The following is a 22,361-nucleotide window of genomic DNA, read 5'->3' as shown; positions in this document are numbered from 1 at the left end:
GCAAAGAGACGGCGAGAACTCACCCTCCCAACATGCCGAGTGCATGGATACCGGCCGAGGACGCAACGCCACCTAGCGCGTTCACGGTTACAGGTGCGGCCCATCGGCTTCCAAACCCTTCCCAGATGCGGCGCTTGCGCCCCGATCGCACCGCGGCCAGATCAAGGGCGATCTTCATTGACTTCAGTGCCAGCTTGAAGTCGAAGCTGTTCGCTCGTGAGTAGTCCACGTATACCTTGCGTAGCTCGTGAACAGTGGTGCGCAGAAACTCCCGTAGATCATCCGGCAGCTCATCGTCGTCCTCGGCTTCCTGTTCAATTTCGCGTAGGAGATCCAAGGTCGAGGCAAGCCGTTCCGTGTCCAGCCGGACGCCAAGCGCGCGCATCATGGAGCCGAGGATGCGCAGGGAAGAAAGCATGTCCGGTGTGAAGTGGTTGGCACCTCCTGCCGACTGCCAGTTCCCGGGGTAGTGGAAGATTGCTTGCGCCCAACGACTCACATAGGGGACGTACGCCTCCAGTTCTGCGTCCGAACGCTTGGCTTCGTCAAGCCAAAGCATGATGGCTTCTAGGAGCCGCACCGCCTGTCGGTGCTCCTCCAAAGTTCCCGCGTCCCTGCCGTTGAGTTTCCGTAGTTGGACCGCGCTGTGCTGCTGAACGTTTCCACCTTCGACGCTGGACCATTCGGTAAAAATGCGGTGCAGTTCGGCTGCTGGGTTATCCGCAGGCGCCCTTGTCTGGCTGTCGTTGCTCACGCAGCATCCTCGATCACTGCTTTTTCAGCTTCTGACCCTTCGTTACCCGCTTCACTGCTTGCACCGGCAGCTAGCGTTTCTTTGAGGAGGCTCCGCACTTCGGCCACCGACAGCTCCAAACGCTGGGCAATCTCGGGCACCGTGACCCGCTCACCCTTCATGCCGGCCACCACGCGCACCTGATCCTCCTTGGCTCGCGCGGCTTCCTGCTCGGCCTTGGTGCGAAGCTCCGCGATGCGCTGCTCGGCCGTTTCCATGATCTGCTCGGCCTCACCCTGGGCGACGAAGAACTCCTCACCCAGTTCCAGCAACCGCTGCTCCCGAGCCATCGACTCCGCGGCCGCCCGGCGGGCCCGCTCCCGCGCCTCGGTCTTGGTCGCACTCTTACGCTGCGCCATCACGCCTCCTTAACATCAGCAACACCATTCCATCCCATTGAACACCAAACCCGCCCTAACGGTCATAGACCAACTTCTCCCACCCCGACCGTTCCGCCGGCCGAGCCGGCACTGCGGAAAAGGACGCCCTGGGGGCGGCAGTGTCGTGAGCTGGGGTGGGAGCTGTGGACCGCTTCCGAGATTCATCCTCCGGTCTCTCCACCGGACCCACAGCCCCCACCCCAGCTCGCGCAGGTAGCCCACACGAACAGCACATGTGGACAACCTGGTTTCGCTTGCACCCAATCGACGGTGGGTGTGGACAGCTGATGCTCTGCGGTTCGTCCTCGTCCCTCGTCCTCCCTGGGCATCCCCTGCCCACACCCACCGTCTCGTGGGCACAACCGCGTCACTGTCGTGACGGACTTTCTGGGTCGCTCCAGTCCAATGACTCGCAAGCTCGCATCGGCCTTCCACGCCCTATCAGAACGTCACACCTAGTGCATCATTGATAAATGAGGATGAAAACGCGATAGATTGCTTCTGTGATGACCCTCCACAAGCTCAGCGCTGGGGACGGGTATGCCTACTACACCTCCGAGGTCGCCTCGGCCGATGAGCTGCGCTCCGGTGACCGCGCGCTGGGGGATTACTACACCGTCGAAGGGGTGCCCCCGGGGCAGTGGGTGGCCCATTCGGAGGCCCTGCTGGGGGTGTCCGGCGAGGTGACGGAGGCGCAGATGGCCGCCCTGTTTGGGGAGGGCATCCGCCCCGACGCGGACCGCATCCTGGCCGCCGGCGGCACCGAGGCGGACGTGGCTCTGGGCCAGAAGTACCACCGCTACGCCAGCGCTGACACGGAGCTGACCCGGCGCCTGGATGAGGAATTTGCCCGGCACGAACGCACCACCGGGGCCGCCCCCACCCGCGAGGAGCGGCAGGCTATCCGGGGCCGTGTCGGTGGTCAGCTGTTCCGCGAGACGCATGGGCGCGACGTGCGGAACAAGGAGGAGCTGGGCCGGTTCATCACGGCTCAGACCACCGCGAAGCAGCAGACTGTGGCCGGTTATGACCTGGTGTTCTCCCCGGCCAAGTCGGTCTCCCTGCTCTGGGCCCTGGGCGGGGACGAGGCCCGCAAGGCCGTGGAGGCCGCGCACAACGAAGCCATTGCCGAGACGCTGAGCTTCCTGGAGCAAGAGGCGACGTTCACCCGGCGCGGCCGTAACGGGGTCCGTCAGATCGACGTCGAGGGCGGACTGATCGCCACCCAGTTCCGTCACTACGACTCCCGCAACGGGGACCCGCAGCTACACGATCACGTGGTGATCGCCAACAAGGTCTTCGGCGCGGACGGCAAGTGGTCCTCCCTGGATGGGCGCACCCTGTACCGCATGAAAGTGGCCGCCTCGGAGACCTACAACGCGAAGGTCATGGAGAAGATTTCAACCTCCCTGGGGGTCGCTGCAACCCCCAGAATGGCCAGCGGGAACGAGCCGATCTACGAGATTGCCGGGGTGGACCTGGACGCGATCCACCACGCATCCTCACGACGAGCCGACATTACGGCGACCTTGGAACGGCTGGAAGCCGAGTTCACCGAACGCCACGGATACGCCCCACGACCGACTCAGAAGATCGCTTTGGCCCAGCAAGCCACCCTGGAATCCCGGCCGGCGAAGAAGTCCGCCCGCCGCCTGTCCGAACTGGTCGAGGAGTGGGGCAAGGAGTACCGCGAGCAGGTGCACATGCCCGTGGGAGAGGACCTGTTGGCCCACGTGCGGGCTGCGGCCGGCAACGCGCCGCTGGGCGCCGAGGCCACCCAGATCGACGTCTCCGAGCACGCCCGCCTGGTGGTCCACGAGCTGTCCCAGAAACAGGCGACGTGGAGCGTGAACCACGTCCACGCGCAGACCCGCCGGCACCTGAAAGAGGCCATGATCGGGCGCACCGTCCCCGATGAGCTGGTGGCCGAGGTGGTGCGCGAGGCCACAGGCACGCACAGCCTCTCGGTCACCCCGACCGCCGATGTGCCGCGCCTGGCGGAGTTCACCCGCGCCGATGGCACGAGTCAGTTCATCCGTTCCGACGCCCAGGTGTTCACCTCCCGGGAGGTGCTGGAGACCGAGCACCAGGTGCTCGCTGCCGCCCAGCGCACCGTCATTCCAGCCGTGTCGGTGGAGCGGTTTGAGGAGGTGTTGGCGGCCCACACGGGACCGCTCAGTGAGGGGCAGGTGGCCCTGGCTCGGGCCTTCGCCACCGATGAGAAGCTGCTCTCCTTGGGCATCGGCCCGGCCGGGGCCGGCAAGACCACGAGCCTGTCCCTGGCCGCCGATGCGGTCCGGGCGACCGGTGGCAACGTCATTGGCCTGGCCCCCACCGCGGCTGCTGCTGCCGTCATGTCCGAGGATATTAAGACGCAGGCGACCACGATCGACGCCTTCCTGATCGCCCACCGCACCGGCCGCACCGGGGCGGCCCAGCTGAGTGCGGGGGACGTGGTGATCCTCGATGAGGTGGGCATGGTCACCACCCCGAAACTGGCCGAGCTCGTGAGCGTGGCGGCCCGCCACGGGGCCGTGGTGCGCGCCATCGGGGATGACCGACAGTTGGGCGCCATCGGCTCCGGTGGGGCGCTGCGCCTGCTCGATAACGAGGTGGGAGCGACCCGCCTGGAGACCGTCCACCGCTTCCAGAGCGAGGGCGAGGCCGACGCGTCCCTGGCGCTGCGTGAGCCCCCGGCGGCCGGGGCCGACGTCCCGTGGGCCTGGTATCTGGAGAACCGCCGGGTGGTCGCCGGGGACACCGAAGCGATGACCGACACCGCGCTGCGCGCGTGGATCACCGACACCCAGGCGGGCAAGCGGTCCCTGCTGATCGCCACCGACAACGCCACCGTGACCGACCTGAACGCCCGGGCTCAGGCGGCTCGGATCGCCACCGGGGCACTGGATGCTTCCGGGGAGTCGGTGGTGCTTCGTGACGGCCTTACTGCCCACGCGGGGGACGTGGTGGTGACCCGCCGCAACGATCGGACCTTGCAGCTCAACGGCGGCCGCGACTTCGTGAAGAACAACGATGTGTGGACCGTGGAGAAGGTCGGAGCCGACACCGCGACGCTGCGCCACACCGGCCACGGCGGCAAGATCACCCTGGACGCCGACTATCTGAGCAAGCACACCCAGCTGGGTTACGCCGCGACCGTGCACCGGGCCCAGGGCGCCACCGTGGACACCGCCCACGCCATCGTGGACTCCGCCACGGACCGTCCTGCCGCCTATGTGGCCGCCACCCGAGGACGGGAGACCAATCAGCTCTATGTGGCCCTGAGCGACGGTCAGAGCCGGGATGAGGTGCTGGAGAGCATCGCCGGGGCCTACGACCGGAACCTGTCCGCCCACGAGACGGTGGCCGCCGAGGCCATGCGCAACGGTGACGTCGCCACCCTGAGCGAGGTCTATCGGGAGACCGCTGAGGCTGCCTGGATGGCCAAGACCCGTGCGATGGCCGTGGAGGTCATGGGCGCGGACAAGGCCGCGGACTTCACCGGAACCGAGGCGTGGGGCGCGGTGGCCACGCACCTGCACACCGCCCAGCAGGCCGGCATGGACCCGGCCGAACTGCTGTCGCGGGCAGTGCACCAGCGCGGCTTTGGTGGGGCCGAGGACCCGGCCGCGGTGCTGGCCTGGCGACTGGAGCAGCAGATCGAGGCCGCCCAGCGCGTCCTGGATAACGCCGACCGCCGGCCCCTGGGCAACCTCACCGACGAGCACCTGGAGCAGCTGGCCCAGCGTGCTGGGGCCGCCCAGCACCCGCCCCAGGTCGAGGACCCGGGATGGACCTCCCACCCCTACGCGCTTGTGCCCTCCACCCAGTTGGCAGAGGCGAAGGCCAATGCGGAGGCTGAGAACCTGGCCCTGCCTCCCGAGCTGTGGGAGTCCACCACCTCACTGCACCTGGACTGGATGACCCGCACGATGGGCGCTGAGCAGGAGCGCCGGGCGGGGCTGTCCCCGGAGCAGACGGCGGTGGAGCAGATCGCCCGCGGTGAGCGCCCCCGCACCGACACAGCAGTGTCGATCGGGGAAGCGATCACCGCCGAGCAGCAGGTGCGCGCGGTGGCCGCCAAGACCCCCGCGCCGGCCCCCGTGGCGGACGGGCGGCGGGTGAGCGAGGACCTGGCCCCCACCCCACTGATCACCGACGCGCAGGTGCCGGTGCAGTACCGGGAGCAGCTGGAGCGGCTGCGCACCCGTCTGGAGGAGCGCGTCATGGTGCGCGGGGCCGAACTGGCCGAGGCGGCCCCGGAGTGGACTGCGGCACTGGGGCCGGTGCCGGCCAAGCCGACCAAGGCGGCCGAATGGCACCAGGTCGCCGCCGAGGTCGAGGCATACCGAAACCGCTACAACGTCCCCGCCCACGAGACCGCGCTGATCCCCCAGGCCCACCGGGACGACCCGACCGCGGCCGCTCTGGTGACACGGGCCACCGCGCTGCACAAGCACTCCGCGCTCACCACCACCGCCCCGCAGACCCGGGAGCAGATCCGGCAGACCGTCGATGAGGCGCACGTGGCCGAGCGGGTGGGCACCACCCCGTCACCAGCTCAGGAAGCCGTGGAGACGCTGCGCGCCACCCGCGCCGAGGCCGGCGACCCGCTGCCGGCACCGCAGGCGAGGGAGGCCGCCATCACCGCGGCCGCTACGACTCCGGTAGCCGAGGAGACCCGGCGGGTGCTGACCAGGGAGGAGCTGATCGCCCACGTCGTGGCCCAGCACCGGGCCCAGACCCAACAGGCCACCCCGACCACCGAGGCAGCTGCCCCCCAAGAGCCGACGACCCTCACGCCGGAGCCGCAGAAGAAGGAGAGCCCCGTGTCCGAGAACGCCCACAACGACGCCGCCAGGAAGCCTATGAAAACTAACCTGGAGCGCAGCCAGGCCGAGGTCATCAAGCGCTTCAAGGCCGCTAATCGTGTCGAGCAGAAGTCCCGCCGGCAGGAGGAGAACGCCGCGGCAACGCGCCATGCGGCTGACCGCATCCGCCGCGACGGTGGCCGCAGCCTTTAGGGACGGCCCACAAGACCAGACCCCACCTTCGCTATGTCTTCCGAGAGCAATCGACTGCGCTTGCGCGATGTGGAGGATCAATCCCATGTGGGCCAACAAGCTCCACCTATGATTTCCAGATGGGCATCCCCGACGAACTGAGCGACAAACATGGCAGTTGACCAGTTGCAAGCAGAGACCGACAGGCAGCTCCAGCAACAACGCACGCACTCGGACGCTCTCGCTACTCGGGCTGGCATTTTAATAGCAGTTTGTACTCTGTTAATTGGTCTTGTGCCGAAGGGGAGCGGAAGTCTTTCTGATGGACCTTTGGTGCTAACTGTTGGAGCCACTGTGGTTGCAGGCATCATTGTCTTGACAATGTGTCGAATATCGCCAGGACCATCTGCTGTTGCATTGACTGGTTGGAATGGCGAAGAAGACTCCAATCGGAAGCTGCTAGATGCGAAACTGTTGGTAATAGAGGCAAACAGTAAAGTTTTGGGTCGAACAGAAGTTGTTTTTTGGGGGCAGGCCGTTGGCACGGCGGTGGTGGCCATCATGATCGCAACACAAGCGTAAGGCGTGAGAATGCCAACATCACAGGATTACGAGTACCTGGAATATTTGGAGCGTCAATTTTCAGGCGAGGCATCGACTGGAAAGCCGATGCGACCGGATGGTGGATCGCGAGCAACAACCCAGGATGCGCGACGTCAAGCAGAATATGTGAAGTCGGAGCAGGTGCGGTGGCGAGCGGCGGAAGCTGCGGTAGTTCCAAGAAGTAAACTAGGGGTGCTCTTTGGGCTCACCGCAGATGACATAACCAGGTCACGGTTGTTATTGCAGGGCCTCCCTGCTCTTTCAAAGTTCGCGCTGGCCACTAAGCGATTTATGGACGTAATATCCTCTGTGTTGTCCTTATTTTTGCTTGCACCCGTACTTTTGGTGGTTGGCATCTTTATCAAGGCTTACGATGGCGGACCCATCCTTTATGCCCAAGCCCGGGTGGGAGCTCATGGCAAAATATTCTCGATGTATAAATTCCGCACGATGCACCTGGACTCCAAAAATCGCTCAGCAGCATCTTTGACGGATGGACTAAGTGCCGATGGTGTCTTGTTCAAAATGAAAAGTGATCCCCGGATTACACCCATAGGCGCGGTGCTACGTAAATACTCGATCGACGAACTGCCGCAGTATTTTAATGTATTGCTCGGTGATATGTCGTTAGTTGGACCGCGCCCACCGCTGGTCTCTGAGATGGAAGCTTTTTCCCAGTTCGGTGATGGGAATCTTCTGGTCAAACCAGGGATTACTGGACTGTGGACTATTGCAAAAAATTCCAACTTGACCTGGGATGAGCATCAGCAGGCCATTTTATTTTATGCCGAGAATTGGTCCATTTGGCTGGACTTTCTAGTTGTGCTGCGCACGTTTGGGGCAGTTATTCGTTATGGGCCTGAAAAGCCATAAACCTTTTTGAGTTCTTCTCACCACTTAATGTGTGTTTGGTCGAGGGAGACCGATTACCGCACTGGGAGGTGATGAACCAAGGTGTCGAGTAGCTCGATGTCGTACCGCTCTGCGCGCACGGCAGCCTCAGCGAAGGGTCTGGGCCACGACTGGGGCAACTCCCACGCAATTCGTCCCGGACTGAGGTCGGCCAGCACGCCATACCACTCCTGCAAGGGTGTCCGCAGTTGTACGTGTAGGTCAAAGGAACGACGTGTGCGCGTTGCGTCGCCATCTTTTCGTTCTCGCAGGGTGACCTCGTCCGGAAGTGCGACAAATACGGCATCAGCAAAGCCCAGTTGTCGACACCGCATAGCCTGCCGAACCTGCTGGTACTCGTGCGTAAAGCGGGCCCGAGGGGCCGCTCCGATTCGATAGAGACACCAGCTGTAGTGCAGCTTCAGCGGATCGCTGTCGCATAGCACATGACCAAGTGTGCCCTCCAACTCCAAAGCTTCCGACCAGCGCCGTTCATTTACCTGGGTCCAGTACCGGCCCTGCGTTTCAGGATCGCTACCATCGGGCTCACGCCCTGTCGGCACGTACTCCGCCACGAATTGGTCCGCGACGCGACGGCACCAAGTCGTTTTGCCGGCTGCACTCGGCCCCTCCACAGCAATAATCACTCCAACACACTATCTGCCTGCGGCCGCCACTTGCACGAAGGGCTTCCGGCCTGACGCCACATGATAAGAACACTTTATTGTGGAACCCATTGGTTTCTTTGGAGTTTTCAAGTTTTTTGCCATAACTTAATTAGTGTCGAACAGAAGCATAAGTCTTATAAATGCGCATAACAGTGGCCGGGCCCCTGGGAAGGAGGGGCCCGGCCACTGCGGGACAGCGCACGAGTGCCTGTCCCCGGGAAGGGAGCAGGGCGCCTACTGGGAAGGGATGGCGACCTGCCCCAGGTCTATGTGGTCACCACGACCAGTCGGCCGGAGGATGCTCACAGGCCAGCGTGCGTCGGAAGCTTTTCTCGACGTGGGAGGTCCCGCACTCCCCGAAGGGACCGCGTTTGGTGAACAGCACGGCGGCGTGGCGGTCGAAGTGATTGGTCCACCAAGCCGACATGCCACCACCGGCCTGACACACCATCCACTCCTCATAGAGTGACTTGAATCGGTCCACGGCCTCGGTGTGAGCCCACCACTGCGGGCACCAGCGCATGGCCTGGTTCATGTCCACGGACTCCACCCGTGCCACCAACTGCTCCACCCACTCCACGAACTCCTCCGGGGTGAACTGCTCGCCGGTCTCTGCCTGCTGTTCGCTCATGAGCGCTGTCCTTCCGTGATCCGCTCCAGCACCGGGCTGATGTGGGCTGTCAGGTCCTTGTCCTCGAACCACCGCACGGTGCGCACGATGGTGCCCCCGCCGGTGGAGGTCTTCACCCAGGCGTGCCCGGCCGGCAGCTCGGAGAGCTTGGAGACGGGCATGATGTCGCGCTGCTGGGTCTGCACCGACCGCGACGCCACACCCCGGGAGGTGGAGGTGCTGCGCACCTTCGCGTCGTAGGTGCCGATGAGCTTGCGCAGGGACTCCAGGAACTCCGCGTCATCGGAGCCACCGCCGTAGACCTTCACCGCGGCCGCCGACCACAGCGTGTCCCACCCGGTGCGTTGCAGCATGTCCACGCCCTGTCCCTTGGTCTGGAAGTAGGCCGAGACGACGATGCCCATCGACCCGAAGTAGGAGTACCACTCGGGCAGCTGCTTGAGCTTGACCACGTTGCCCACCTCATCGAGGTCAGCCACCAGCGGCACCGGCAGCCGGCCCCCGGCCCGGCGCGCCGCCTGCTGGGCAGCGGTGACCACCGCATAGACCAGGGCCGAGACGAACGCGGCCCCAGACCCGGCCGCATCCTGAGTCAGCAGAATCAAGGTGTCCCGGCTAGTGACAAAGCGGTGCGGGTTGAATACCGGCACCCCCGGGGTGGGGGTGGTCCAGGCCAGGAGCTCGTCGTGGACCAGGGCTGAGGACATGCGCTGGGCACTGGCGGCCACCGACCCACGGGTGTCCTCGGGCTGATCCCCCATGCCCTCCAGCGCCGCGGCCGGGCCGGTGTGCCCGGCCTGCTTCAATAGCTGGGCCGGTTCCATGAAGTTGCCCGCGGACACCCAGCCCAGCACGTCGGAGAGTGTTTTTCCGCTTTTGGTCGCCGCCAAGAGGCACCAGGAGAGGTAGTCGCGGCCCTGGGAGTCGAACTGCGGATCGCCCTTCCCGCCGGCCGAGCCGGCGGCCGAGGCCGTTTCAAAGATCGAGGCGACCTCACCGGCGGAGACCGTATCGGTGACGGTGGCCAGGAGGTTGAAGATCATCGCCGGGCGGGTGCTGTCGCGCCAGATGCGTTGCGGGTCGAACAGCCACACGGTGGCCCCCACCTCGGTGCGGGCGGCCATGACCTCGGCCACTCCATCGACCTTGTTCGACGTCATCACGAACGCCCCCGGGGCCTCGGTGGCATGGCGGATGACCTGGGAGGTGGTCTTGCCGCGCCCGGTGCCCCACACGTGCGCCGAGCATTCCCGCCACCCCTGATAGATCGGGTTCTTGCCCACCAGCCCGATCGTCAGTCCCGGGCCGAGGTTCTCGGCCTCGGGGTGGAGGCGTTGCGCCTCCGTGGTGCGGGCGGGGCCCATCGCCGGGTTGATCCGCCCCGGAGGACTCATCCGGCGTGCGGCTTCCTGGGTCTTGGACGGGGTGCGGGTGCCCCAGATCATCAGCGCGGCCACACCCACCACGACCTCCAGGCCCACGAGGAAGGTCGCAGCGGTCGGCCAGTCCACCGCCCCGGTGGCCAGCTGGATGCCCAAGGTAAACGGGTTCCACGGCAGGTCCCCGGCCACCGGGGTCAACACGTTGCCCAGGTGGGTCAAACTGACCGCACCCATGACCGCTGTGAACAGGATCAGGATGCCGATAAAACTGCGGTTCTGGTCGTTGGTGCTCATGCCATCACCCGCGCCTGTGCCGTCGCCCACGCGGCGTTGGTGTCATGCACCCGGTGCTCCCCGGCGGTGAGGTTGGTCTGGAAGGGCACGCCCGGCGCCTCCCCGGTCTTCAACATGAACCGGCCCCGCCCCGGCGGCGGAGAAGTGCGCCCGGTCTTGGGGTTCACCGACCCCTCGGCCGACCACGCCACCAGCAGCGCCTTCTCCTGCTCAGACAGGGGGAAGACCGTCTCCAGCATTTCCATCTCGTTCTGCGCCAACCCACCCAAGACCTTCATGGAAGACCGCTCCATGAACCCGGTAGCGATCTTCGTCAGCTCCTCCGTGGACAGCTGGAGGTCTTTCATGGAGTGGGTGATCAACAGCTGACCCAACCCCTTGGTGCGGTTCAGCCGGGTGATGCCGTCGATCTGGTGCACCAGCAACTCCGAAGCGCGCAGGGCCTGCCACAGCTCGTCCATGATCATCAGATGGTGACGCTCCTCCATCAGCCCGGCCTCAGCCAACGTCTTAGCCGCCGAAATCCCGGCCTGGGCATAGGACCAGCACACGATCTGCACCGCCGCCCGCAGGTCCAACAACGTCTCGTCAATAGCGGACAGGTCGAAGTCCACCGACTGGTCGATGTGCATCTCTTCGGAGGTCTGCCGGCAGAACACATCACCGAACGGCCCATGCGCCCCCAGAGCGTTGAGCCCGGCCAGCAGATTGCGCACCTGCCCCCGATAGGCCGCCTCGTCATCGACGAGGATCGCGGCCATGATCGCCGGCCGTGCAGCCGTGATGACGTCCACGACGTCTTGGATGATGGGCTGGCGGCCCTGGGCCTCGGCGTGCTCGGCGGCTTCGGTGATCGCCATCGACAGCACCGTGGGCTCCTGCTGCCGGGCATCCAACGGGGCCTTGAACACCAGCTCCAGCAGCCCGGTCAGAGCATTGAGACGGCGGCTGTGAATCTCCGCGCGCATCTGCCGCTGCAACGCCTCCGGCAGCTCCCCCAGCCGGCGCCACAACGGCCCAGCATCCAGGGGATTGATCGACCCCACCCCGGGGGCGACCCGGATGACCTGGCCACCGACCTCGACGGTGAGCCCGGCCAGGTCCGGCTTCACATCACTGGCCCCGACGAACAAGAACCCCTGGTCCACCAGTGCTAGGGCCATGCGCACGGCCACCGAGGACTTCCCCCGAGCCTGGAGACCGAGGATGAAGCAGGAGGGCGAGGAGATGATGCCGCGCAGGAACAGGTTGATCGGGTCCCCGCAGACCACCGAGCCGTTGAGCTGATTGCGCCCCAGCACCGCTCCCACCAGGGGGGAAGAGGTGCCCACCGCAAACGGCCACAGCCCGGCGGTCTGGTTGGAGGTCGCGGTGAACTCCGGGGGTGCCTCCACCCAGGAGGTCATCCCGCCGTGGGCGACGTCCACGCCCTTCTCCGTGAGCTCCCGGAACGCCCCGGTGCCGGCTGCGGTGGAGCGGCCGAAGAACTTGTTGAGGATCGCATCGGTGAGCTGGTCGAAAACAGACATCACAGCGCCTTTCGCACATCAGCCGGAATCGTGGCCACGGCATCCGGGACCACACCCAGGCCGAGGTTGAACGCGAACGCGGCGTCGTCGTTGTAGTCGCACTCGCGCAGTCCCAGCTGCACCCCTTGGGAGGCGTTGCGCCGTAGCGTGGCCGCCACCCGGGGCAGCTGCTCGGGCCGCTCCACGGTGGCGGTGACCACGATCGAGAACCGCACCAGCGACGCGCCCTCGGCCTGCTCACGCTCGGCCTTCCGGGCCTTTTCCAGGGCGATGATCTGGGAGCTGGTGGGTCGGCGGTTCTTCTGGTTCGCCGCGAACTGGGCATTGGTCAACGCCTGCTGTACCTGGGTAGCGGACTTGTCCGGGGACTGCGGGCGGTAGAACACCGTGACCCGCTTCTGCAACATCTCGGAGTTGGGCGCCAGCAGGGCCACCAGCGCGTTCTCCCGGAACGTCCCGGCCGGGGGGCGCCACATCTGCCAGGACTTCGACACCACCCCACCGTGCTCATACCGCCCCGGAGAACCCACCACGCGGGCCGCCGAGGGGCCGACCTCCTCCCACCGCAACCCGGTGCCGGCCTCCGACAGGCGGGCCTTCTCCACCGCGGCGGCCGCCAGGGGGTTGTACGCCAGATAGGTCTGGTCGATCAGGTCCTGTTCCTGCATCAGGGAGACCGACCCGGCCCCGGCCTGCTCCAGCTGCTCCAGGAATCCGCTCAGCAGCGAGGACACGTCCGTGGCCAACTCCTCGGCCGTGCGCTCGGGCACCCCCTCCCCCTCGTTGGCCTTGGCGCTGAACGTCAGGGCGATCCACTGCTCCAGCTTGGGCACGTCCTGGTTGAGGTCGGCCACCACCTCATCCATCGTCGCGCGGGCGAAAGCCGGAACCGACTGGGACCCGGCCTGAGCCCGTCCCACCGCCACCGCATCGGGCAGCCGCTCCCCCGGGTCAGTGGTGGACTGGGTGGTGACCGAGACCTGCACCAGCTCGGTGTTCGACCCGGCATCGCGCTGGAAGGCGGCCCAGGTGCCCACCATCCGGTCCACCCGGTCCTGGTCCAACAGACCCAGCCCGGAGGAGTTGGCGATCACGAACACCGTGCCGGTCTTCAGCTTCGGGTGCCACAGCATCACGCCTTGGTGCCCAAACAGGTCGGTGAAGGTCACCGGCTCGGTGGCCGCCAGCACCCCGGGCGCCCGGAACGACCCATCGGGGAGCTGCGAGGTCGGCCCGGCCTTGTACGTGGTGCGCTGCTTCTTCTCCGCCCGGGAGAACATCGTGCGCGCCACCCACCGCTCGGGCTTGGACCGGCCGTGGCGGTCCTTGGACCCGAGCACCGTGGCCACGATGAACGCGGCCACCGCGATGCCGGCGGCCACCCAAATCTGGGAAAAGATGATGAACACGAACACCAGCACCGCACCCACGCCCAGCACCACGGTGGAGGCCATCGAGAACCCCAACAGCCCGGCCGTCTTGTCCTCAGCGATGTTGCCGTACTGCCGCACGATCACCTGGTTGCTACTCACAGATCCTCACCACTTTCGATGGATTGCTCAGCGTCCCGGACGACTTCCCGCAGCCCGAACTCGATCCGCTGGCCGTTGATCAACGGTTTTTTCGCCCCGGTGGCCGAGGACCCTTCCCCGCCCGGGTGCCCGGTCGGCCCCGCGCCATTGGTCGCAGCCACCGGCTCCGCGCCCGCCGGCCCGCCTGTTTCCCCGGTACAGGTGGCCGGGCCAACGCCAGAGCTCGAGCTCTGCACGCTTTCGGCACCCGAGGGCCCGCCGGTGGTCGCTCCTGCTGCACTGCTGGGAGCAGCGCCGGTCGTGGGGCTTTGGATGTTCTCCGCACCTGAGGCCCCACCGGTCGTGGTTCCTGGCGCGGAGGTGGCAGCTGCACCGGGCGTGGTGCTCTCCACGTTCTCGGCACCGGCCGGCCCACCGGCCGAGGGAGACCCACCGCTAGGTGCGCCAGCACCAGCCGATCCCGGCGCCCCGGCAGCACCGGAGCCGGTAGAGGCACCTCCCCCGGCACCCGAGGCACCGGCCCCCGAAGCGCCGGCCCCGGCACCCGAAGCCCCAGCGCCAGCAGCGCCTCCGGCAGCTCCAGCACCGGCCCCGGCACCCGAGGCACCGGCCCCGGCAGCCCCAGCACCTCCGGCAGCCCCAGCACCTCCGGCAGCCCCAGCACTAGCAGCGCCTCCGGCAGCTCCGGCCCCAGCAGCGCCAGCGGCCCCGGCTCCGGCAGCAGCCCCGGCGGCCAGGGCGCCGACACCAGCGGTGACCGCGCCAATGGCCACCGCACCACCGAGCATGGCCAGCCCACCAGCACCCATGCCACGGGGTCCGGCGCTGACGGCCGGGACCATGACGCGGGCCAGGGCGGGCATCGACAGGCAGGCCATGAAGATGATCACGGTCCCGGTGAGCAGGGTGATCACATGGTTGGCCACCTCACCGTCGCCGGTACCCCGGATGCCGTTCATCAGCGCCAGGCCGAAGCCGTAGAGCACGGCCGCGACCGGCTTGAACAGGATCACCGCGATCAGCCAGCCCACCGCTTTGTCGAACGACTTGCGTCCCCGCTCCGTGGTCGAGGCCGCAGCGAAGATCGGCAGCAGCCCGCACAGGGCTCCGGCCACCCCGTAGGAGAAGATCACCAGGGCCGCGTTGAGGATCGACCCGAGGATGGCGAAGGGAGCGAGCACGATCAGGATTCCAGCGGTGGTCAGCGCCATCTTGGACCCGGCCGCAGCGTCCAGGTCCATCGACTGTCCCAGCCCGTCCCGGGCCGCGTTGCCGGCAATGGTGTCCACCAGCCACGGGGCCACCTCATCGGTGACCGCCAGCGACAGGGACACCATCGAGACCGCCAGCCCGGAGACCACCACGGTGCGGATCAGCCCCATCACCAGGTTCTCGGCCGACTCCCGGTTGTGGTCCCGAGCGATGCGTAGTACGGCGAAGGCTGTTCCGATGATGCCGGCGACCCCGACAAAGGTGGTCGTGGCCCTCTGCACCCGTTCGGTGGCCGATCCCGGGCCCATTTCCACGGCGCCGATGTTGAGCCACCAGGTGCCCACGAAGTCGAGCATGGTGGTGAAGATTTCGATCAGCCACCCGGCCATGAACAGGATCAGCTTCTCCACCGTGTCCCCGGCGATGCTGCCGGCGATGTCCTTGACGATGTCCATCAGCTTTTGGGCCCCCAGTCCACGTAGGGCTGGCCCTGGTACTGGTCAGCGCTCATCAGCTCAGTGCCCGAAGCGGGGTCCAGCTTCCAGTCCCCGTCCTCCCACACCACATCGGCCTGGACGGAAGCTTTAATCGTCAGACCGTCCTCCGAGGGCATGGAGTAGATCAGCTGATAGGACGCCGCTTCGTCGGTGTAGTGATCTTGGGAGTAACCGATCAGCGTCGTGGACGCGGAGGCGGCCCCGTCGTCGCCTTCTTCCACACCGTCACGGATGCGCTGGGCCTTTTCCTCCAGTCGGTCCCGGTTGGGCCCCTCGGCAATGCCTACTTCGATGTTCTCGGCGGCCTCCTCGCTCACGGACGGGTCCAGGGCCATCGCGTAGGTCGCGGCCGCCATCAGTGCCCCGGCCTCGGAGTGGGCGTAGCCGACTCTCAGCCCCGAGTCCCGTCGCTCACAGCCGCCGAACTCCGGGGAGGAAGGCACCACGCTGTAGCCGGCGGCCACCCAGTCCTGCACCTCGGGGGCCTCATCGGCCACCGATACCGCGTCCTGGTTCAGCTGTGCTTGGCAGTCCCAGGCGAAGTTCTCCCCCAGCTGGGGAATGGCCGCCTCAGCCGCCCCGGCAGTGGGGGCTATCGAAGCAGCAGGCGCGGTGGGTGCCTCCGCCTCGTTGGGGGCCGTCAGGTCCCGAATGATCCACCCGGCCACACCGACCAGCAGCAGCACCAGGGCGAGCAGCGCCGGGCCGAACCAGCGGGGGCGGGTCCGGGAAGTGTTGTCGTTCGTGTCCATCGTTGAGCTCTCCCTCTCGTTGCGTGGTGATCAGGGCCGGCTCAGCCGCCGGTGATCATGTTCCAGATCGCCCCGGCCGCCCCGAGCAGGGCGGCGGCGACCAGCGGCCACACGGGGGCCTCGACCTCGTCCCCTCGGCGGCGGTTCCGCCCGGCGGTGACGAGCCCGAAGATGAAGTAGACGAACAAGACCAGGCCGGCGGCCCAAAGGATCCAGCCGAGGATCATGGTCACGTTCTCCATGCCCGGGGGCTGGGTGGGGGTGGCGTTGATGGCCGGGATCATCAGGGCGTTGAGGGTGTTGATCAGCATTGGGGGGTTCCTTTCTCAGTGCCCGGTCTGGGCGATTTTGTGGATCTTCCGCAGCACGGTTTTCAACCGGGTGCTGGAAGGGGAGGGGGTGACGCCGACCTCGCGCCAGGACGGCTCGTAGGGGACGGTCATGGCCACCGGGAACATGCGCGCCACACTGCGGGCGTAGGTCAGGGTGGGTTTGGTGATCCGGTTCTTGGGCTGGTCGTGGACGATGACCAACCCGACCAGCTCATAAGGCAGCTCCCCGGTGGCGGAGGCCCGGGCCATCTGCGCGGCCGCCTCCAAGGAAGACGCACTGGTGGAGCACACCAACAGCGCCCGCCCCGCCCACTCCGGTTCCTGCACACCCGCGTCCACGACCTGCTCCGAGCACAACCCGGCCAGGGTGGAGGTGCCCACCCCACCGGAAGCGCCGACCAGCCACAACGTGGCCGGGGTGACCTCCACCGGGGCCACCGGCTCCTCCGCCGGCGCTGGTTCCTCGGCCAGCCGTTGCTGGAGGTTCTGCGGGCCGCGGATGGAGTCTCGGGTCCCGAGGATCGGGTCCTCCTCCATCGGGTCCTCCTCCTCCACCACCTCGGGGGCGGCCACGAAGGGGTTGCGGGGGCTGTCCACGATCACAGTCCCTCCCGCACCGCTGCCCCGGCGCGCAGCCAGGCCCGGCGGGTGGCCGGGGTCATCGCGGTGAACCGCACCCGCCCCTCCACCAGCGCCCGGTCATAGGGGATCGTCACCACCGCCCGGGCGTAGGGGGCGAACTCCTCAGCCAGTTCTTTGGCCTTGGTCTTCTGGTGGCCGGGTTCGCAGCACAGCACCACCACCACCGCGTTGCGCGCGAGGTCCTGGGCGTGGGGGTCCCCGGTGTGCAGGGCGGCGAGGACCCGGGAGGCGCCTTCGGCGGCGTCATCGATGGACTTCACCGGGATCACCACCTGATCGGCGTGGCCGATCATCGCCTGCCAGTTCGCTCCGCGTTCGGTGTTGCCCGAGTCCATCACGATCGCCCGGTAATACTTCGCGGCTACCGCGTGCAGCCGGTCCACCTCGTCCCCGGTGACCATGTGCCGCTCCTGGTCCCCGGAGCGGTCATCGGAGCGCAGCACGTCATAGCGATCGGCCGGCTGGTGGTGGACGTACCCGGACAGGTCCCCCACCCGGGCGTCAGAGGTCATGAAGTGCTCGGTGCGCCCCAACAGATCCACCACGGTGGAGGCGTGGCCGGCGTCGAAGGTGCGCCAACCGAGGGAACCCAGGGAATTGTTGTTGTCCCAGGCCAGCACCCCACCACCGGACAGGCGGGCGAACACGGCGGCCAGGCAGATCACCGTAGGGGTCTTGCCGGCCCCGCCCTTGGGGTTCAGGACCGCGATCGTGCGCGGGCCGGCCCAGTGGGCCGACACCGCGGCCTCGTCCTGGCGCTGGCTCAGCTCCGCGGCCGAAGGCGCCAGGTGTAGGCCCATCGAGTTCAGCGCACCACGCCACCCGCGCTGGGCCGGGGCGTCGACCTCGGGGCGGTCCACGAAGGACGGCAACGACTCCCGCCGGCTGCCAGCCGCCTCGGGCTCGGCCGTCGTGCGGGCCGTGGAGGGGCGACCGCCGAGGAACGAATTCGGGGCCGTGGACGTCGCCGCCACCGGGGCCACCGCCTGATCCTCCTCAGCCGCAGCAGCCACCGGGGCCGGGGACTCAACAGCGGCCGACGCCACTGGCTCCACCGCAGGCACCGGCTCAGGGGAATCGACAGGGGAGGCCGCCGGCTCTGTCGTGGCCACGGACTCAGCCGGGGCCTGCATGGTGGCCGGTGCCGCGCTCTCCTGCCGGGAGGTGCCATCGGCGCCGACCAGGAAGGTGCGGGACCCGGAGGGGTCCTCGATGTGCAGCTTCATGTCTTGATTGGTCTGCTCCGCCAGGGCCTTGGCCGTGGCCATGACCGAGCGGCGGGCATCGCCTACGGAGGAGTGGTTCTCCTGGGTCGTCTCCCCGGCGGTGTCCAGCTCTACGGCACCGGTGGAGTCGATCGTGGCGGTCATTCTCATCAGGGGGTCTCCTTGGCAGTGGGGGTAGGGCTCGCAGTCGGTGAAGTGCTGGTAGTGGGGCTGGCTGTGGGGGTGGGGCCGGTCTCCACCAGGGCGTAGAGGGAGCCATCGGTGGACCCGTCCACCCGGGTCAGCGCCATCCCGTTGTCCGTGATCACGTCAGGGACCGCTGCCTGGTCCGCCCTGGTGGTGGCCTTGGTCTGCCCGTCGCGGGTGACCTGGGCCTGCTGCCCGTCATCGGTGACCCAGGCGTAGCCGGCGGCCAGCGTGGCTTGGCCCTCCAGGCGGTGGGCGGTGGTGGCGTCCACATCGACCAGCACCGTCGAGGCCAGTAGCAGCCCGTGCACCCGATCGGCCTGAACCGTGGAGGTGGTGATCTGGTTCCCGTCGAGCTCGCGCACCGCGACCTGTTGCACCACAGTCGCCTCGGTGGCCTCGTCCACGTCATAGAACCCGACCAGGGTCTGCTTCCCGTCCTTCCACGCGGCCACCACCCGGCCCTCCACGCTGCCGAGGATGCCGGTCAGTTCCGCACCCTTGGACGGTGCCGGCAGGGTCGCCGGCTTGGGCAGGGCCGCCGAATCGGTGCCGACCCGCCACACCTTCCCCGCCTTGGCATCAGCGGCGATCAGGTCCGCCCCCTGGGCCTCCAGGGGCTTGGCGGCCGCCGGCACCACCCGGGCGGCGGTGGACCCGTCCGCACCGACCAGCAGGGACTTCTGATTGGGCAGGTCCAGCCGGGGGACCGTGCCGCCGTCCAGGACCACGGTGGCCTCCTGCGGCACCTGGACCCGGATCGGCTCGGGTGAGTCCGGGGTGAACAGCACCAGCTCTTTGCCCGTGGCGGCGGCCAGGCGGGTTTGCCCGTCCACGGTGAACAGCCCCAGCTGGGTCACGGTGAACGGCGCGGTGCGGCTCCACTGCTCCACCCCCGTGTCCGGGTCGTGGCCGATGAGCTTGGCGCCGTCCACACTGACCGGCCGTCCTTCCCAGTCCAGGACCGCCTGTACCTGGGACCCGGACATGGGCGTGGCCCAGGCACCGTAGGTGTCCCATCCGGCCGGGGCCGGCACCGGCAGCTGCGCTGGGGGCGGGGTGTGCACCACCGCCACCGGCTCCCCCTCGCCCTCGGTCAGGTTCATCGCCACCGAGGCCCCGGCCGTCAATCCCAGAATCCCGACGCTGCCCCAGATCGCCAGGGCCCGACGACGCTGGTTCCCATACCGGGCACCCGCCGTGCGTGTCCGGGCGGAGCTTCCGCCCCGCCGGGCTGCGCTGCGGTCAGCATGCCCGGGGCCAGTCGGCCGGGGACCAGCCGGAGGCTCGTACTCCTCCAGGGTGCCGAGCTCGGCGTCCACGACCATCTCGAACATGGACCCGTCCTCGGTGTGGCCCTGCACCCGGCACGCCTTCAACCCGAGTCGCCGGCACGCCTCGGTGGCCGCATCAGCGGCGACCTCGTGCGCGGTGGTGGCATCGAGCACGGGATAGGTCAGCACCTCCCCGTTGGCCTCAGCCACGATCTGCTCGGCCCCGAAGGTCAGGGTGATCACCGGCCAGGTGTGCACGGCCGGGCTCACGAGGTGACCTCCCCGGCGGGCAGGTCGTGGGACTGGTGGCCGACGACCTCCCAGGCTCCGGAGTGGCGTTCCAGGTAGAGCGTCACGTGCCGGGTGCCGGTGCCCTCGGCCGGTTCCCCGTCGCGGCTGGCCCACCGCCAGGTCACCTTGTACGCCCGCACCGCTTTGTCGTCAGCGACGTCGCGGGTCGTGTCCCCGATCGCCGGCACCGCTTGGGCCCGGCTGTAGGCCCCGTGCGAGGCGGGGTCCAACCACGCCCCCTGGGAGGAGTTGCGCTCAGGCTCCACCTGCTGCCCCGCCCACTCATCCGACATGAGCGGCTTGGCGCGGATCGCCGCGGCCGTCTCGGTGCGATCCACCACGGTGTCCCAGGAGTGCAGCAGGACCGCGGCCGCCCGGGCGGTGGAGTCCACATCGGTGCGGTCCACGTCCTCAACGGCCGGGAACGTCCCATCCCCGGGGACCTGAGGGGTGGGAAAGCTGCTCGACGTCGGCCAAGCGGCCGGAGACGAGCTGGCCGGGGCCGCAGCACTGGACGGGGCGGACGTCTCCTGACCCGTCTCGGTGGAGCACGCCGCCAGGGGCAGGGCGCACAGGGTCAGGGCAGTGATCAGGTGGGGGTGGTGGCGGCTCATTGGGGCCACGCTCCTTTCTCGCGCAGGATCGGCTCGGGGTCGATGTTGAAACCCTGATAGGGGAAAACCACGTCGGGGGCATCGGGCTTGTAAATCTCGATGTGCAGGTGCGTGGACATGCCGAACTGGCCCCGGTTGCCCTCCGTACCGATCACCTCACCGCGGGCGAGGCGCTGGCCCTTGGCCACGCCCCAGGAGTTCAGGTGGCAGAAGGCGAACCCGAAATTGGGGTCGTCGTCGTTGTCGACTTTGGCAATCACGCACCCGTCCGCATCGTTGAACCCGGTGATCCGCAGGTCGGTCGGGGCGATCACCGGACCACCCGGACGGGAGCCGGCACCGGGGGTGGCGAAGTCCAAGCCCATGTGGTTCTGCGCCCACGCGGGCACACCGGGCACGTTGCGCCGCCCGTAGCCGGAGGTGAACTTGCCCCCGGGCAGCGGGGCGGTCCACTCCCCCTCCCCGAGGTCCCCGTCCCACGCCTTGCCCCCGGTGGGGGCTTCACAGCCAGCGGAGAACTCGATCTGTCCCCCGTCGAGGATCGTCTCCACGTAGCGCTGGGTCTCCGCGAACGGCGGCACGCCTTTGTGCTGGGCCACCGCACCAGGCCCGGCGTTATAGGCGGCCAGCGTCAGGCGCACCAGCTGGTCAGCGTCACCACCGGCCAGGGGCTTCACCTCATTGCGCAGCGCTGCCATGTAGCGCCCATAGGCAGGGATGGCGTCCTCGGGATCGGTCACGTCCCCGCCCTCCCCGTAGGCGGCCCAGGTGTCGGGCATGAACTGGGCGATGCCCTGAGCCCCGGCGGAGCTTCCGGCCCGGGGGTCCCAATTGGATTCCTGCTTGAGCTGGGCGGCCGCCACACTCACCGGCAACCCGGCAGTCCTGGCGGCCTCCTCCACCAGCGGTTCCCAACCGTTAGGGACGTTGATCACCGCGTCGGCGGTGTCCTTACCGGAGACGAGGGTGGCGGGGGTGCACCCGCTGGCCGAGGCCTGCATGCCCGACACCAGCGCAAGGCCGACCACACCAACGACCGGCACACCGACAGCCACCACCCCGACCAATGCCAAAGCAGCGAAAACCAGGCCGGAGGAGCCCTTGGGCTCGTCTTCTTCCATGAGCCACCTCCCTTTCCTGGTCACCATCCACCAAACTGTCTTAGACAGTTATAAAAACTAGCATGTCTCGTCTGTGTAAGGCAGCCATAAGAGTCCTTCAAGGAGTGTTGGAAGCTGCTGGTTGAGGGGTGCGGAGTCGGGTGTTCAGTGCGGGTGCGCCACAATGGCTTTTGTGCCGTCCATAGTCCGTCCCGCAGGCCAGTCCGAACTCGTCGCTCAAGCCGCCAAGGTGTTCGGCAACACCGTCCGGCTGTCGATCATCCATGCCCTCGGGCACGGGCCGGCACTACGCGCGGAACTGGTGGCCCAAACAGGACTCCCAGCCAAAACCATCGGTGCCCAGCTGACCGAGCTCGAGGCCGTAGGTGCCGTCAAAGCAGAGGCGCAGTGCGGACGGGGCCGCCCCATGCTGTACTACGCGAACCAGGTGCACTTAGAGAAGTTGCTATCCGCCCTCGCGGAATACGCGCTTGGGGGCATGTCCGATAAGGGCGCAGTGGTGCCCTGA

General features: G+C 67.4%; 18 protein-coding genes. 4 read left to right on the top strand and 14 right to left on the bottom strand.

The window, feature by feature from the left end; genetic code table 11:
- Nucleotides 1–19: 19 nt before the first annotated feature.
- Together E7Z53_RS17050 and E7Z53_RS17045 are read right to left on the bottom strand one after the other, a co-directional pair.
- A complete protein-coding gene (locus E7Z53_RS17050) occupies nucleotides 20–754 on the bottom strand; it encodes a hypothetical protein (protein WP_176338334.1) in 735 nt (244 codons plus the stop codon).
- Nucleotides 751–1,152, bottom strand: coding sequence for a hypothetical protein (locus tag E7Z53_RS17045; RefSeq protein WP_176338333.1), 402 nt, complete (start codon nucleotides 1,150–1,152; stop codon nucleotides 751–753). The genes E7Z53_RS17050 and E7Z53_RS17045 overlap by 4 nt, the downstream gene beginning before the upstream one ends.
- 527 nt (nucleotides 1,153–1,679) lie before the next feature.
- On the opposite strand from E7Z53_RS17045, the gene mobF reads away from it, so the two are divergent.
- The 3 genes from mobF (at nucleotide 1,680) to E7Z53_RS17030 (ending at nucleotide 7,652) form a co-directional block, all read left to right on the top strand.
- On the top strand, nucleotides 1,680–6,197 hold the full coding sequence (gene mobF, locus E7Z53_RS20660; protein WP_303396646.1) for a MobF family relaxase: 4,518 nt from the start codon (nucleotides 1,680–1,682) through the stop codon (nucleotides 6,195–6,197).
- Between the two features lie 150 nt (nucleotides 6,198–6,347).
- On the top strand, nucleotides 6,348–6,758 hold the full coding sequence (locus E7Z53_RS17035; RefSeq protein ID WP_176338331.1) for a hypothetical protein: 411 nt from the start codon (nucleotides 6,348–6,350) through the stop codon (nucleotides 6,756–6,758).
- Between the two features lie 9 nt (nucleotides 6,759–6,767).
- Nucleotides 6,768–7,652, top strand: coding sequence for a sugar transferase (locus E7Z53_RS17030; RefSeq protein WP_176338330.1), 885 nt, complete (start codon nucleotides 6,768–6,770; stop codon nucleotides 7,650–7,652).
- Between the two features lie 960 nt (nucleotides 7,653–8,612).
- Here the strand turns inward: E7Z53_RS17030 and E7Z53_RS17020 are convergent.
- The 12 genes from E7Z53_RS17020 to E7Z53_RS16965 are packed head-to-tail and all read right to left on the bottom strand — an operon-like array spanning nucleotide 8,613 to nucleotide 21,853.
- Nucleotides 8,613–8,969 carry a DUF4913 domain-containing protein gene (locus E7Z53_RS17020; protein WP_176338328.1) on the bottom strand — a complete coding sequence of 119 codons (357 nt, stop codon included), beginning with the start codon at nucleotides 8,967–8,969 and terminating at the stop codon, nucleotides 8,613–8,615.
- On the bottom strand, nucleotides 8,966–10,645 hold the full coding sequence (locus tag E7Z53_RS17015; protein ID WP_176338327.1) for a type IV secretory system conjugative DNA transfer family protein: 1,680 nt from the start codon (nucleotides 10,643–10,645) through the stop codon (nucleotides 8,966–8,968). Before E7Z53_RS17015 ends, E7Z53_RS17020 begins: the two co-directional genes overlap by 4 nt.
- Nucleotides 10,642–12,174: a hypothetical protein gene (locus E7Z53_RS17010; RefSeq protein ID WP_176338326.1), complete on the bottom strand. Its 1,533-nt coding sequence runs from the start codon at nucleotides 12,172–12,174 to the stop codon at nucleotides 10,642–10,644. Before E7Z53_RS17010 ends, E7Z53_RS17015 begins: the two co-directional genes overlap by 4 nt.
- On the bottom strand, nucleotides 12,174–13,706 hold the full coding sequence (locus E7Z53_RS17005; protein ID WP_176338325.1) for an SCO6880 family protein: 1,533 nt from the start codon (nucleotides 13,704–13,706) through the stop codon (nucleotides 12,174–12,176). The genes E7Z53_RS17010 and E7Z53_RS17005 overlap by 1 nt, the downstream gene beginning before the upstream one ends.
- Entirely contained in the window at nucleotides 13,703–15,373 is a 1,671-nt protein-coding gene (locus E7Z53_RS17000; protein ID WP_176338324.1) for a hypothetical protein, read from the bottom strand. The genes E7Z53_RS17005 and E7Z53_RS17000 overlap by 4 nt, the downstream gene beginning before the upstream one ends.
- Nucleotides 15,373–16,167, bottom strand: coding sequence for a hypothetical protein (locus E7Z53_RS16995; RefSeq protein ID WP_176338323.1), 795 nt, complete (start codon nucleotides 16,165–16,167; stop codon nucleotides 15,373–15,375). Before E7Z53_RS16995 ends, E7Z53_RS17000 begins: the two co-directional genes overlap by 1 nt.
- 41 nt (nucleotides 16,168–16,208) lie before the next feature.
- Entirely contained in the window at nucleotides 16,209–16,478 is a 270-nt protein-coding gene (locus tag E7Z53_RS16990; protein WP_035963084.1) for a hypothetical protein, read from the bottom strand.
- A gap of 15 nt (nucleotides 16,479–16,493) precedes the next feature.
- A complete protein-coding gene (locus tag E7Z53_RS16985) occupies nucleotides 16,494–17,096 on the bottom strand; it encodes a DUF6668 family protein (protein ID WP_176338322.1) in 603 nt (200 codons plus the stop codon).
- 2 nt (nucleotides 17,097–17,098) lie between these two features.
- Nucleotides 17,099–18,517 (bottom strand): MinD/ParA family ATP-binding protein, encoded by a 1,419-nt coding sequence (locus tag E7Z53_RS16980; RefSeq protein WP_176338321.1) that lies wholly within the window; start codon nucleotides 18,515–18,517, stop codon nucleotides 17,099–17,101.
- Entirely contained in the window at nucleotides 18,517–20,097 is a 1,581-nt protein-coding gene (locus tag E7Z53_RS16975; protein WP_176338320.1) for a hypothetical protein, read from the bottom strand. The genes E7Z53_RS16980 and E7Z53_RS16975 overlap by 1 nt, the downstream gene beginning before the upstream one ends.
- Entirely contained in the window at nucleotides 20,094–20,732 is a 639-nt protein-coding gene (locus tag E7Z53_RS16970; RefSeq protein WP_176338319.1) for a hypothetical protein, read from the bottom strand. Before E7Z53_RS16970 ends, E7Z53_RS16975 begins: the two co-directional genes overlap by 4 nt.
- A complete protein-coding gene (locus E7Z53_RS16965; RefSeq protein WP_176338318.1) occupies nucleotides 20,729–21,853 on the bottom strand; it encodes a transglycosylase SLT domain-containing protein in 1,125 nt (374 codons plus the stop codon). Before E7Z53_RS16965 ends, E7Z53_RS16970 begins: the two co-directional genes overlap by 4 nt.
- A 163-nt stretch (nucleotides 21,854–22,016) precedes the next feature.
- On the opposite strand from E7Z53_RS16965, the gene E7Z53_RS16960 reads away from it, so the two are divergent.
- On the top strand, nucleotides 22,017–22,361 hold the full coding sequence (locus E7Z53_RS16960) for an ArsR/SmtB family transcription factor (protein WP_176338317.1): 345 nt from the start codon (nucleotides 22,017–22,019) through the stop codon (nucleotides 22,359–22,361).

Origin of the sequence: Kocuria salina (genome assembly GCF_013368965.1) — a bacterium.
Taxonomy (GTDB): domain Bacteria; phylum Actinomycetota; class Actinomycetes; order Actinomycetales; family Micrococcaceae; genus Kocuria; species Kocuria rosea.
The sequence above is the reverse complement of the archived record's forward strand: the minus strand, read 5'-3'. Positions and strand labels throughout refer to the sequence as shown.